Annotated in this window: 10 protein-coding genes; 3 read left to right on the top strand and 7 right to left on the bottom strand. The window is 72.4% G+C overall.

The window, feature by feature from the left end:
• Positions 1–32: 32 nt before the first annotated feature.
• Entirely contained in the window at positions 33–3,260 is a 3,228-nt protein-coding gene (locus AB0J67_RS04855; RefSeq protein WP_363476419.1) for a lamin tail domain-containing protein, read from the top strand.
• Between the two features lie 170 nt (positions 3,261–3,430).
• Here AB0J67_RS04855 and AB0J67_RS04850 read toward each other — a convergent pair whose 3' ends face one another.
• On the bottom strand, positions 3,431–4,129 hold the full coding sequence (locus AB0J67_RS04850) for a hypothetical protein (RefSeq protein WP_363476300.1): 699 nt from the start codon (positions 4,127–4,129) through the stop codon (positions 3,431–3,433).
• A 247-nt stretch (positions 4,130–4,376) separates the two neighbouring features.
• Between AB0J67_RS04850 and AB0J67_RS04845 the strand changes: the two genes are divergently transcribed.
• Positions 4,377–5,123, top strand: a complete 747-nt coding sequence (locus tag AB0J67_RS04845) for a hypothetical protein (protein ID WP_363476298.1) — start codon at positions 4,377–4,379, stop codon at positions 5,121–5,123.
• Positions 5,124–5,334: 211 nt separating this feature from the next.
• Here AB0J67_RS04845 and AB0J67_RS04840 read toward each other — a convergent pair whose 3' ends face one another.
• A complete protein-coding gene (locus AB0J67_RS04840) occupies positions 5,335–6,027 on the bottom strand; it encodes a Clp protease N-terminal domain-containing protein (protein WP_363476296.1) in 693 nt (230 codons plus the stop codon).
• A 121-nt stretch (positions 6,028–6,148) separates the two neighbouring features.
• Here AB0J67_RS04840 and AB0J67_RS04835 point away from each other — a divergent pair, with 121 nt between their 5' ends.
• Entirely contained in the window at positions 6,149–6,436 is a 288-nt protein-coding gene (locus tag AB0J67_RS04835) for a DUF6422 family protein (protein WP_363476294.1), read from the top strand.
• Between the two features lie 48 nt (positions 6,437–6,484).
• On the opposite strand, the gene AB0J67_RS04830 is transcribed toward AB0J67_RS04835, so the two are convergent.
• The 5 genes from AB0J67_RS04830 to AB0J67_RS04810 all read right to left on the bottom strand — a co-directional run bounded on the left by AB0J67_RS04830 (position 6,485) and on the right by AB0J67_RS04810 (position 11,937).
• A complete protein-coding gene (locus AB0J67_RS04830; RefSeq protein WP_363476292.1) occupies positions 6,485–7,387 on the bottom strand; it encodes an aminoglycoside phosphotransferase family protein in 903 nt (300 codons plus the stop codon).
• Between the two features lie 197 nt (positions 7,388–7,584).
• A complete protein-coding gene (locus AB0J67_RS04825) occupies positions 7,585–8,181 on the bottom strand; it encodes a nucleotidyl transferase AbiEii/AbiGii toxin family protein (protein WP_363476290.1) in 597 nt (198 codons plus the stop codon).
• The gene (locus tag AB0J67_RS04820; RefSeq protein WP_363476288.1) at positions 8,178–8,384 is read right to left on the bottom strand and encodes a hypothetical protein; all 207 of its coding nucleotides are present in this window, start codon (positions 8,382–8,384) and stop codon (positions 8,178–8,180) included. The genes AB0J67_RS04825 and AB0J67_RS04820 overlap by 4 nt, the downstream gene beginning before the upstream one ends.
• Before the next feature lie 51 nt (positions 8,385–8,435).
• On the bottom strand, positions 8,436–10,652 hold the full coding sequence (locus tag AB0J67_RS04815) for a transglutaminaseTgpA domain-containing protein (RefSeq protein ID WP_363476286.1): 2,217 nt from the start codon (positions 10,650–10,652) through the stop codon (positions 8,436–8,438).
• Between the two features lie 73 nt (positions 10,653–10,725).
• A complete protein-coding gene (locus AB0J67_RS04810) occupies positions 10,726–11,937 on the bottom strand; it encodes a DUF58 domain-containing protein (RefSeq protein ID WP_363476284.1) in 1,212 nt (403 codons plus the stop codon).

The following is an 11,937-nucleotide window of genomic DNA, read 5'->3' as shown; positions in this document are numbered from 1 at the left end:
CTACCCCCGGGAGGATATCGATGCGTCGCACCATGCGCGCCGCCGTTGTACTGGCCGTGCTGGCCGGATTCACCGCGGCGGGACCCGCCGCCGTGGCCGCGCCCACCGACCTGCTCATCTCCGAGTACGTCGAGGGCAGCTCCAACAACAAGGCACTGGAGTTCCACAACGGCACCGGCTCGGCCGTGGACCTGGCCGCCGGGCAGTACGTCGTGCAGTTCTACTTCAACGGCGCGACCACCGCCGGCGGGACCGTCGCGCTGACCGGCACGGTCGCCGACGGTGACGTGTTCGTGCTGGCCCACGCCAGCGCCAACGCCGCGATCCTGGCGCAGGCCGACCAGACCAGCTCGGCCAGCTTCTACAACGGCGACGACGCGATCGTCCTGCGCAAGGGCGGCGCGTCCGGCCCGGTCGTGGACTCGATCGGGCAGGTCGGCACCGACCCCGGCACCGAGTGGGGCACCGGCCTGGCCAGCACCGCCGACAACACCATCCGCCGCGACGCGAGCGTGAGCGCGGGCGACACCGAGCCCGGCGACGCGTTCGACCCGGCGACCGGCTGGGTCGGGTACGCCACCGACACCGTCGACGGCCTGGGCGCGCACAGCGGCGGCGGCGGCCCCGTCGACGCTCCCGCGACGCTGACCTGCGGCGGGGCGCTGACCGTGTCCCAGGGTCAGGCCGGCACCCGCACGGTCACCGCGACCGACGCCGACGACACGATCGTCGAGCTGGCCGTCACCGCCGTCTCCCCGGCCCCGGCCGCGGGCACCATCACCCGCACCGCGTTCACCCCGGCCGACGCGATCGGCGGCACCGCCACCGCGACCGTCACCGCCGACGCCGACCTGCCCGCCGGGTCGTACGCGGTCACCGTCACCGCGACCGACACCGACGGCACCACCGCCACCTGCGGCTTCACCGTCGCGGTGAACCGGGTGCTGACCGTCGGCGAGGTGCAGGGCGCCACCACCGACACCGAGAACGGCGTGCAGGACCGCTCGCCGCTGGCCCCGGCCACCGGCACGGGCACCAGCAGCGCGCTGTACGACGTCCGCGGCGTGATCACCCAGCGCACGCTGGCGAAGACCTCGGCCGGAGCCGCGCAGTACGGCTTCTACCTCCAGTCGCGCAACGGCGCCACCGACGGCGACCCGAACAGCTCCGACGGCGTCTTCGTGTTCATGGGCGGATTCAGCTCGCTCATCGGCGGCTACGTGCCGCAGGTCGGCGACGAGGTCGTGCTGCGGGCCCGGGTCTCGGAGTACTTCTTCATGACCCAGCTGTCGTCGGCCTCGCTGATCCGCGTGATCGAGTCCGGCGTCACCGACTTCGCCACGACCGTCGCCGCCCCGCCGCAGGAGCTGGCCGCGGCCAACCGGTTCTGGGAGCGCCACGAGGGCGAGCAGTTGCGCGTACGCGCCGGCAGCGTCGCCGCCAGCGGCCGCGACGTGTTCGCCTCGACCGCCGACTCCGAGATCTACGTCCTGGACGTCGACGACCCGCTGCTGGACCGGGCGGACCCGCTGACCCGCCGCGTCTACCGTGACGCGCACCCGATGGACAACGACACCACGCACGTGTTCGACGACGGCAACGGCACCCGCATTATGCTCGGCACCACCGGCGTGAAGTGGACCGGCCAGGACATGAACGCGCTGCTGCCGCCCGCCCACACGTTCGACGTGCTGGCCGCGGACGCCGTCGGCGGTCTGAACTTCTCCTTCGACAAGTACGGCATCCAGGTCGCCTCGGCGGCCTTCGGCGCCGGGACCGACCCGTCGACCAACAACCCGCCCGCCCCGGCCAAGCGCGACCGGGAGCTGGCCGTGGCCACGTACAACGTGGAGAACCTGTACGACTTCCGCGACGACCCGTTCGACGGCTGCGACTTCCTGGGCAACTCCGGCTGCCCCGGGGTCTCGCCGCCGTTCGACTACGTGCCGCGCAACGCCGAGGACTACCAGGCCCACCTGGGCGCGCTGGCCTCGCAGATCGCGAACGACCTGCACGCCCCCGACCTGCTGCTGGTGCAGGAGGCCGAGGACCAGGACATCTGCACCGTCACCGGTGGTGTGCTGACCTGCGGCGACGTGAACAACGCCGACGGCAGGCCGGACACGCTGCAGGAGCTGGCGCTCGCCGTCGCGGCGGCGGGCGGCCCGGCCTACGACGCGGCGTACGACCGTGACGGCGCGGACGCCCGCGGCATCGTCGCCGGGTTCCTCTACCGCACCGACCGGCTCAGCCTCGCCGCTCCGGCGTCGGTGCTGACCGCGACCCCGGGCGTGGAGTACCGCGGCGAGGGGCTGGCGTACAACGCCGACGTGCAGAACCCGAAGGTGCTCAACGCCGACCTGCCCTCGGACGTGGACACCTCGACCGGCGTGGACGGGTCGCACGTGTTCACCCGTGCCCCGCAGGTGGCCCGGTTCACCGTCGCGGCGGCGCCGGGCGGCACGGAGTCGTACGAGCTGTGGGCGGTCTCCAACCACTACTCGTCGACCCCGCAGGCGCGCGTCGGCCAGCGCACCGAGCAGGCCCGTTACGGCGCGGCGGTCGTCGCCGCGATCGAGGCGGCGTCCCCGCACGCCCGCGTGGTGTACGGCGGCGACCTGAACGTGTTCCCGCGCCCCGACGACCCGATCGCGGCCTCGGACGCCGACACCCCGTCGGACCAGCTGAAGCCGCTGTACGACCTGGGTCTGCACAACCTGTGGAACGACCTGGCCGCGCAGGTGCCCGCCAGCGCGTACTCGTACGTGTTCCAGGGCTCGGCGCAGACGCTGGACCACCTGTTCGTCAACGACGAGCTGTACGCCGACCTGATCAGGATCCGGGCGGCGCACATCAACGCGGACTGGCCGGCCGAGCACGACGGCGACGGCGCCCGCGGCGCCAGCGACCACGACCCGCAGGTGGCGCTGTTCCGCAGCCGGGCGAAGCTGACGGTCGCGGACGTGTCCGCCGCCGAGGGGCAGCCGCTGCCGTTCACGGTGACGCTGTCGCGGCCGCTGTCGCAGGACCTGAGCGTGTGCGCGGCCACCGTGCCGGACACCGCGAAGCTGCAGGCCGACTTCACGCCGTACCTGGGCTGCAAGACGATCCCGGCGGGCCAGGTGTCGGTGTCGTTCCCGGTGGAGACGAAGCTGGACCGGCACAGCGAGCCGGCCGAGCGGCTGTTCCTGGCCGTCGTCGCCGACCCGCGGGTCGTCGACCTCGGTGACCTGGCCGCGACGGGCACCATCACGAACTAGCGGTGGGGCCACGTGGGGCCGGAGCGCTGACGCGCCCCGGCCCCACGTCGTCTCCGCCGCCCGCCCGGACCGCGCGGCCTTGATCGTCAGACTTGCCTGGCAGATGGGCGTATCTTGGACGCGCTTTCGCCCGGTTGCCTGGCAAGTTCGGCGATCTTGCGGCGGCCGGGTCAGGTGGCGGTGATGACGGCGTTGTTGGTGATGAAGTCCTTGCCGCCGGACGACGAGGTGATCTCGTAGCCGAGCTGGACGTTGCCGATGGTCACGTCGCCGAACCAGCCGCGGTTCTTCACCCAGTTCACGATGGCCTTGATGTCGACCGTGCCGGAGCTGGTGTTGGTGGTGCGGATGAACGAGTAGACGTGGTTGCCGCCGTTGTGGCCCCGGTGGATCTGCCAGGTGTGGCCGCCGACGGTGGCCGTGGTCTGCAGCGTGCCGAGCGGTCCGACCGGGCCGTACCTGTTCATCCACAGCATGATCTCGTGCTGGTTGTCGCTGGACCACACGTCGTACACGGTGGTGAAGGCGACCCCGCTGGTGGGCACGGTGACGTTGAAGGTGCTGCTGAGCGTGCCCAGGGCGCTGATCTTCTTGCCGGACCACCTGGTCTGGTTGGGGTAGGACTTGATGCCGCCGGTGTTGGGGTGGTCGGCCCAGACGCCCCAGTTCGTGGCGGAGTTCGCCCAGATGGTCTGCGCGCCGTAGCCGCTGCCCCAGATGTTGTTGTAGAGCGTGTACCCGCCGCTGGACCAGGTGCCCCAGCGGTCCGACGACCACCACACCGCCGCCTGCGCCGGGGTGGCCGTGGCGACGGCCATGCCCAGGGTGAGCAGCAGTGCGGTGAGGACGTGCCGCACGGTTCGAGACATGGTTGTTTCACTGCCTTTCGCGTCGTATGCGCGAGTCATCGAATCGCTTCGACGATGCCGCGCGTGCTCTGGCCATGTCCGAACGTCCGGTGCCTAAAGACGCTAGCCATCGGATGGACCGGAATCAATGCCAATTTCGACGGTCGGCAAACTATTTCAGAGCAGCTCACCGCAGTGAGGTCTGCCGGCAGCGGTGAGTGATCGGCGCGGGCACACGGGATCGCGCGGGATCCCTACCATCACGGCCATGCGCAGACTGTTGATCGGCTCGCTGGTCGGGCTCGCGATCTTCCTCGCCATGGTCGTGGACACGCTCCTGCCCGGCGGTCCGCACCTGCCGATGGCGGCCGTGACCGTGCCGTTCCTCATCACGTTCGCGTGCTTCGGCGGCGTCCTGCTGGCCCTGAACGGCGGCAAGCTGGGCCACCTCGACTGGCGCAAGGCGTGGCCGGTGCTCAGCGTGCTGCCGCTGTGGCTCAAGCTGCTGGCCGGCGTGCTGCTCGTCGCGGCCCTCGTCAACTACTTCCTGTCGAGCACGGGAGTGACCGACGAGGCCGACTTCCAGCGCGGATTCACCGGCAACGGCGTCTGGATCGCGGCGGGCGCCGCGATGATGGCGTACGGCGTGCTGCGGCTGCGCGAGCTGCCGGAGCGGACCAGGCCGGTGCCCGAACGGGCGGGACGGCTGTTCTTCGGGGCGGCGGCCGTGGTGGGCGCGGTCGGGATGGCGGCGACCTTCGCCCTGCCGCACGTCTACGACCAGCGCGCGACGCACGACGAGCTGCGCACCCGCTACCGGGACACCGCGTGGGTGTCGCACCTGGTCGCCGCGAACACCTCCGGCGGAAAGTTCCTGGTGCACCTGGACACCGCCGACGAGCAGGTGCTCGCCGCCGCGTGCGAGTCGCTGTGGCAGTACGGCGCGGAGCTGGGCCGCACGGCGCACGTCCGGCTCTACGACGGTCACCGGACCCGCGACCTGCGTTCCTGCTGACACCCGCCGTGCGGTGCCGACTCCGATCGAGGCGACCGCCAGCGGCTGAGTCCGATCGAGGCGACTGCCGCGCTTGACTTCCATCGAGGCGACCGGCGCGTGTGACTTCGACCGGAGCGCCCGCCGCGTGTGACTTCGACCGAGGCGCCCGGCGCGGCGGGCGACCGGCCGGACTGCGGCCGCCCGTGCCGGCGCCTCGGTCGATGCCGGGTCAGGCGAGCCCGGCGGCGGCCGCCTCGACGCCTTCCTTCGTCACGCCGGCCCCGGTGAGGATCGCGACCGTGTCGCCCTCGCCGAGTTCGAGCACGCCGAGCAGCAGGTGCTCGGTGCCGATGTGCTCGTGCCCGAGCCGCAGCGAGGCGCGGTGGGCGAGTTCGAGGGCCTTCTTGCCGTGCGCCGAGAACGGCACCGGCCCGGTCGCGGCGGCGCCGGTCGACGGGAACCGCCTGGTCAGCTCCGCCACGACCGTCTCGTACGGCGCGACGGCCATCAGCGCCTGCGTGCCGGTGCTGGTCTCCCGCAGCATCGCGAGGACCAGGTGCTCGGGGCCGATGTTGCCGTGGCCGGCCTGGGCGGCGAGCTGCTGCGCGCCGACGACGGCCTGCCGGGCGGCGTCGTCGTAGCGGGCGAACACCTTCATGTCCTCGGAAGATGCGCCGGGCTCCCTGGGCACGAACCGCTTCTGGGCGGCCTGCTTGGTGACGCCCATGCTCTGGCCGATGTCGGTCCAGGAGGCGCCGGAGTGGCGGGCGCGGTCCACGAAGTGGCCGATGAGGTGGTCGGCGAGCTCGCCGAGGTGCTGTCCGAGCACGACCGCGTCGCTGAGCTGCTCCAGCGGGTCGCCGTCGGGGTGGCGCTGCTTGATGACGTCGATGAGGTCGTCGAGTCGCGGTGTTTCAGCCATGCGTCAACCTTAGGTTGACGCATGGCTGTCGTCAACTCTGGGTTGACGGCTGCGGGCGGTCACCCAGGGGTGATTCTGCTGTTATCCCCGCCGGGCGAGTCCGGGTTCGTCCACAATCGAGATGGCGTGGCCTACGGACACGCATTGCACGAGCAGGAGGTCGGCGATGGTGAGCTCGTATGTTGACCTGACCGAAGAGCAGCAGAAGATGCTCGACGACGCGGCACTGTCGATCGTGACGATCAAGCGGGACACGCAGTCGAAGCTGGCCGCCAGCGGCGCCGCATTCGACGACGGCGGATTCGGCAGCAAGTGCGACATCTGCGGCTGCACAAGCTTCATGGGCGACGCCTTGAAGTGTGCCAACGACAGCTGCCGTCATTCGTGCAGCGACCACGTCTTCACGTGACCCGGCCGTCAGCGCCTCCGGCCGGCACGGCAGTTGCGCACCGCCGGGTCACCGTGACTTGTCGGCGAGGATGCGCGCCAGGGTGCGGCAGCCCATCCGGCTCATCGCCGGGTTGCTCGCGACGTAGTACCAGCCCGCGCCGATCGCCTGCTGGAACGCCCAGGCCTTGCCGCGTGCCCAGGTCGCGTCGTCGCAGCCGAGTTCGGCCCGCAGCACCTCGCGCGGACCCGCTTCGAGCAGGTGCCACGCGCCCACCAGGTCCAGCGCAGGGTCGGCCGGTCCGAGCCCGCCGACGTCGAGCACCCCGGCCAGACGCCCGCCGGACACGAGCACGTTGCCCGGGATCAGGTCGCCGTGGTTCATCACGTCCGGGGTGTCACCGCGCGGCAGTTCCCGCAGGCGCTCCCACAGCCGGCGCAGCCGGGGCACGTCGAGAAGCTGCTCGCTGCGGTCGAAGCAGGTCTGCACCCAGTCGTCGTGCGGGCGCAGCGCACCGCCGCGACCGCCGCCGGTGAACGTCCGGCCGCCGGTGTCGATGGAACGTACGTCGAGGATGAACCGGGCCAGGTCGCGCGCGAACGCGACCGAGTCCCCGGGATCGTCGTCGGTGGCGATGACGCCGGGCACCCACGTCTGCACCGACCACGGCATCGGGTACCCGGCTCCGGGCTCGCCCACGGCGACCGGCTCGGGCGTGGGGAAGCGGGTGGCGGATGCCAGCTCGCGCCCTGCCGCCGCTTCGGATCGCAGCCACCGGCGTATGGACGCGACGTCGCCGGGTTGCAGCGGAAGGCGCGCGGTGAGCCCGTCGCCGATCCGGAAGATGGCGTTGACCGTGCCCTGCGAGCGCAGCTCGGTGACCGGCAGGTGCCGCCACTGCGGGAACTGCTCGGCGATCAGCGCGCCGACCGTCTCCGGTGTCACGGTGAGCTGGTCGTCGTGCATCCGCATCCCGGCACTATCACCCGACCCGACCCGCCCCGGCAAACCACTTTGGCGGCGCAGATCGCTGCCTCGTGTCAGAAAGTGCAGCTAGAACGCACTTTCTGGCACTAAACAGTGATCTTGGCACCTCGCGAGGATGCGATCCAGGGCTGGTTCGTGACGACCAGGTGCGGCAGCGTGGAAGCACTGCGCGCCGTCGCGGGTCAGTCCTGACGTGGTGCGGACTTCTCGAATGCAGAGAGCAGGTCACGGTCTCGGTGATAGCCCCGCTTGGAGATGGTCGTCAGCGCTTCACGCGCATCCTGTAAGTCTTCGGCAGTGGCCTCGGCATGCAGGGCGCGCAGGTCGGCGAGATCTTGCGGCCTGGACTCGTCGTCACGCGCGAGGATTTTGAGAGCGATCAGATGTCCCGCTTTGGCGACCGGCAGAGTCAGGCCCGGGAGGATCTCCAGTAGGTCCGCCGCGGCGACGATCTCCGGTTCGATACCGGAACTGGCGAACAACAGGTCGACGACCACCTCGTCGTCAGCGGTGACTTTACGGGTCATCCGAACCGTCGCCAGTCGTCCGGTCGCGTCCTGCTCCACGGACGCGAACAGGCGGTAGCCGTCGCCCATCAGCGACCGTACAAGCTGCTCGGCGTCGGCATCGGTGCCGACCGCGACTGCGATGTCGATGTCACGGGTGAACCGCGGCTCCGCGCGAGCCGACACCGCGAACCCTCCGACAAGTGCCCAGCTCAGTTTCCTGCGATCCAGATCAGAGGCGACCTGGCGAAGGGCGTCGCTGAGGACGTTCATGCGAATCTCTGTGAGACACGGCCGACGGCGTCGCCGGTAGGCGCAGCAGGCCTGGAGATGCGCCACGCGCGAACAGCAGCCTCGATTTCAGCGTCCGTGGCCGACGGGCGCTGTCGCCTCAGCCGCATCCGCTGCATCTGCTCGCCGGTCTCGTACATGTCGAGGGCGAGGCGGAGCCTCTTCACCGCGGAGTTCTCGGACATCCCCCAATCTTAGTGTCCGGACGGATGTTTGTTCGACGACGCTGGGTCGGGTCACTTCCGGCGCCAGCGCAGCGGGCCGGGGTGCAGGGTCCAGATGAGGCGGCGCCACCAGGAGCGGCGGGCCTTCAGCTCGCCGATGTACGCGACCGCCCTGGCCTGTGCCGCCTGCGCGTCGGCGTCGCGGGCCGTGCCCGCCCCGAACACGGTCTGGTTGACCGCGTCGGCGAGCCCGTCGAGCGCGGGCGCGCGCAGGTGCACCGCGTGCTTTCCCCGCACCGGCGCGGCCGCGTCGGCGGCGTGCGCGGCGACCTCGGCGGCGCTGAGATGTTCGGGCGCGGGGCGGCCGGCCAGTCGCAGTGCGTCGCCGACCTCCAGCCAGGCGCCCTCGATGCGCTGCTCGGGGCTGCCCTCCTCGAGTCGTCTGCGCCGCAGCGCGGCCCGCCCGACCAGCACGAACACGACGAACGCGGCGAGCAGCAGCAGCACCAGGCCGCCGCCGCCCGCACCCGCGACCAGGGCGACGTTCACGCCGTCGCCGGGTCCGGCGGACTGCCCGGCGGCCGGGCCGCTCGCCTCGTCGGTGGGGGGCAGGGTCGGGATCGGGGCCTCAGACTCCGGTGGCTCGGACTTCTCCGGCTCCGGCTTGAACTCGTCCTCTAGGGGCTTGGCCTGCTGGTCGGGCTGGGGCAGCGGGTGGAACGGCACCCAGCCCAGGCCCTCGAAGTACACCTCGGGCCAGGCCAGCGCGTCTCCGGCGGTGACCGGGTGCGCGCCCGCGCGGGCGGTGAAGCCGACGACGACCCGGCTGGGCAGGTTCAGCAGCCGCGCCAGTACCGCGAACGTGGCCGAGAACTGCTCCGAGGTGCCCTTGCGGCCGCCGCCGTGGGCCGGTCCGAACAGGAAGAAGCTCAGGTTGGGGTACGCGTGCCCGCTGGGCGCCTGCGGGTCGAGCCGGTAGTGCTCGGCGAGGAACTGCTCGATCGCCAGCGCCCGCTGGTAGGGGGCGCCGTTGTCGGCGCCGAGCTGCTGGGCGAGGCGGGACAGGCTCTCCGGCACGTTCGGGCCGAGCGTCAGGTAGCGGGCCATCGTGTCGCCGCCCGGGACGTCGGCCGCGGGCAGCAGGTTCACGTCGGGTGCGGCGTGCTGCGAGGTGACGGTGTACGCCATGCCCTCGGTGAGCCCTTCGGGGCGGATCAGGGTGCCGGTGGCCTGGTCGTAGGCGACGCGTACGCCGTCGACGCGACTGGGGGTGGCGACCGCGGGCAGCAGCTTGCCGGTGAGCCCGGCGATGGTGATGCGCTGCTCGACGGTGCCGGTGGACAGCTCGCCGGGCGGGCGGGGCAGGCTGCGCCCGGCGGGGCGGTAGGTCGCGCCGACCTTCCAGGTGACTCCGTCGTAGTCGGACAGCACCGCGAGCCGGATCCGGGTGTCGGCGGGCAGGTCCGCGTCTAGCAGCTTCTCCTGCGGCTGCAGGGCCCAGCCGGACAGGCGGATGAGCGGGTTCTCGTCGAGCGCGTCGAGGTCCGGCGGGTCGATGAGGGTGCGGGGGTCGAGCGGCGCGGTGTCGACCTGCCGTGCGACCGGTGGGGCGGCGAGGGCGACCAGGGCCAGGATCAGGGCGAGGCCGGTGCCGCCCGCGATCGCGGCGCGCAGCCGCAGCGCGCGGGCGGTGTCAGGGTCGACGCCGGTGTCGGGGGTGCGGACCCGTCCGGTGAAGGCCAGCGCCGCGACGGCCAGGCCCGCGAAGGCCAGGGCATACCAGGGTGTACGCGGTGCGGACGGCCCGACCAGCCACAGCGCGCCGGTGAACAGCGCCACCGGCGGGGTGAGCCCGACCAGGGTGCGCCGGGTGCGGGCGGTCAGCTCCACCGCGGTGAGCCCGGCCAGCCAGGTGGCGACGATCGGCACGGCGACGGTGTCGGGCTGCGGCTCGACCGGCACCAGCACGGCCAGCAGCCGGGGGATGCCGTCGCGCAGCGCCTCGGCGGCGACGGTCAGCAGGTCGCCGGTGACGGCGGCGTGCTGCGCGGACAGGTGCAGCGCGAAGGCCAGGTATCCGGCCAGCGCGAGCATGGACAGCGGGGCGACGGCCCAGGCGCGCATGCGGGTGCAGGCCAGGCTGACCAGCACCGAGCCGACGGCGGCGCCCGCGACGAGCTGCGCGAGCAGCGCCCCGGCGTAGATGCGGTCGGCGACCAGCCCGCTGAGCACCAGCATCGCGGTGATCAGGACGGGGGAGACCAGCGCGCGGAAGAACCGGGTCACCATGGGGCCGCTCCGTTCCTGCCCTCAGCGTGCGGTGTCAGGGTCGCCGGCCGGCAGGCGAGCAGCAGTCTTCGGGTCACCATCGGGCCACTCCGTCCCAGACCGCGGCGAAGTCGGCGCCGTCCTCGGCGCGCAGCAGCAGCACCCCGGCCGGTTGCGGCTCGTCGGCGGCGCGGGGGCCGAGGATGCCGACCGCGACCGACGGGAACGGCCCCTTGAGCCCGCTGACCAGTGCCAGGTCGCCGAGCCCGGCGGTGCCGGTGAGGTAGATCAGGGTGTCGCCGGGGCGGTGCTGGCGCAGCCGGTTGGTCGCGGTGACCAGCGGGTCGCCGCCGGTGCCGCGCTCGTCGGCGACTGCGGGGGCGGCGTCGGCGGTGGTGTGCAGCTCGGCCTCGGCGAGCAGGTCCAGCAGGTCGCGGGAGGCGCCGCGGATCTTGCTGCCGCCCGCGGCGGGCCCGCTGACCAGGTGCAGGGTGATCGGCAGGTCTTCGCGGGTGGCGGCGGCCACGATCGAGGCGGCGGCCTCGCAGGCGCTCTCGAACGCGGCGGAGCCGTCCGGGCCGCGGTCGGCCCACGATCCGGCGCGGTCGTCGAGCAGCACCACCAGCCGGGGCAGGCTGGTGTCCAGGTGCTCGCGCACCATCAGCTCGCCGACCTTGGCGCTGGTGCGCCAGTGCACGTGGCGCAGCTCGTCGCCGATGACGTACTCGCGCAGGGTGTCGAAGGTGATGGCGCCGTGCGGGACGCGGTCGAGGCGGCCGTCGAGGCTGCGGGAGATGCCCGCGGGCACGGCCCGCATCAGGTGGCTGGCCGGGTACACCCAGATCCGGGCGGTGTCGCCGTGGCTGCGCGACACCGACACCAGGCCGAGCGGGTCGCGGCGGGTGACCTGCAGCGGACCGACCTCGACGACGCCGCGCCGGTCGGTGGGCACCGGGTAGGACACGTCGGTGTCGCGGCCGGGGCGCAGCAGCGGCACGGGCACCGTGGCGGCCTTGCGGGCCAGGCCGCAGCGGTCGTGGGCGACCAGCGTGGCGGCGCCGAAGCGGCCGGTGTTGCGTACGGTCAGCGTGACGGTGCTGCCCTCGCCGCGCGACACCCGGTCGGGGTCGACGGCGCGGGTGACCGACAGGCGCGGGCGCAGCGCGGCGTGGGCGAGCGCGTGCAGCTGGGCGATGACGGCGGTGGCGCCGAGGATCGCGAGCTCGGGATAGCCGAAGACGAAGCCGCCGGCCAGCAGCGCGACGCCGCCGGCGCTCAGGCCCGCCCCCCGCAGCGTGACGATCAT

This window comes from Catellatospora sp. NPDC049609 (assembly GCF_040675365.1).
Taxonomy (GTDB): domain Bacteria; phylum Actinomycetota; class Actinomycetes; order Mycobacteriales; family Micromonosporaceae; genus Catellatospora.
The sequence above is the reverse complement of the archived record's forward strand: the minus strand, read 5'-3'. Positions and strand labels throughout refer to the sequence as shown.

What these genes read in the sequence shown, in the direction of transcription:
- AB0J67_RS04855 (WP_363476419.1), top strand. Translation starts at nt 33, where the DNA reads ATGCGCGCCGCCGTTGTACTGGCCGTGCTGGCCGGATTCACCGCGGCG.
- AB0J67_RS04850 (WP_363476300.1), bottom strand. Translation starts at nt 4,129, where the DNA reads ATGTCTCGAACCGTGCGGCACGTCCTCACCGCACTGCTGCTCACCCTG.
- AB0J67_RS04845 (WP_363476298.1), top strand. Translation starts at nt 4,377, where the DNA reads ATGCGCAGACTGTTGATCGGCTCGCTGGTCGGGCTCGCGATCTTCCTC.
- AB0J67_RS04840 (WP_363476296.1), bottom strand. Translation starts at nt 6,027, where the DNA reads ATGGCTGAAACACCGCGACTCGACGACCTCATCGACGTCATCAAGCAG.
- AB0J67_RS04835 (WP_363476294.1), top strand. Translation starts at nt 6,149, where the DNA reads ATGGCGTGGCCTACGGACACGCATTGCACGAGCAGGAGGTCGGCGATG.
- AB0J67_RS04830 (WP_363476292.1), bottom strand. Translation starts at nt 7,387, where the DNA reads ATGCGGATGCACGACGACCAGCTCACCGTGACACCGGAGACGGTCGGC.
- AB0J67_RS04825 (WP_363476290.1), bottom strand. Translation starts at nt 8,181, where the DNA reads ATGAACGTCCTCAGCGACGCCCTTCGCCAGGTCGCCTCTGATCTGGAT.
- AB0J67_RS04820 (WP_363476288.1), bottom strand. Translation starts at nt 8,384, where the DNA reads ATGTCCGAGAACTCCGCGGTGAAGAGGCTCCGCCTCGCCCTCGACATG.
- AB0J67_RS04815 (WP_363476286.1), bottom strand. Translation starts at nt 10,652, where the DNA reads ATGGTGACCCGGTTCTTCCGCGCGCTGGTCTCCCCCGTCCTGATCACC.
- AB0J67_RS04810 (WP_363476284.1), bottom strand. Translation starts at nt 11,937, where the DNA reads ATGATCGTCACGCTGCGGGGGGCGGGCCTGAGCGCCGGCGGCGTCGCG.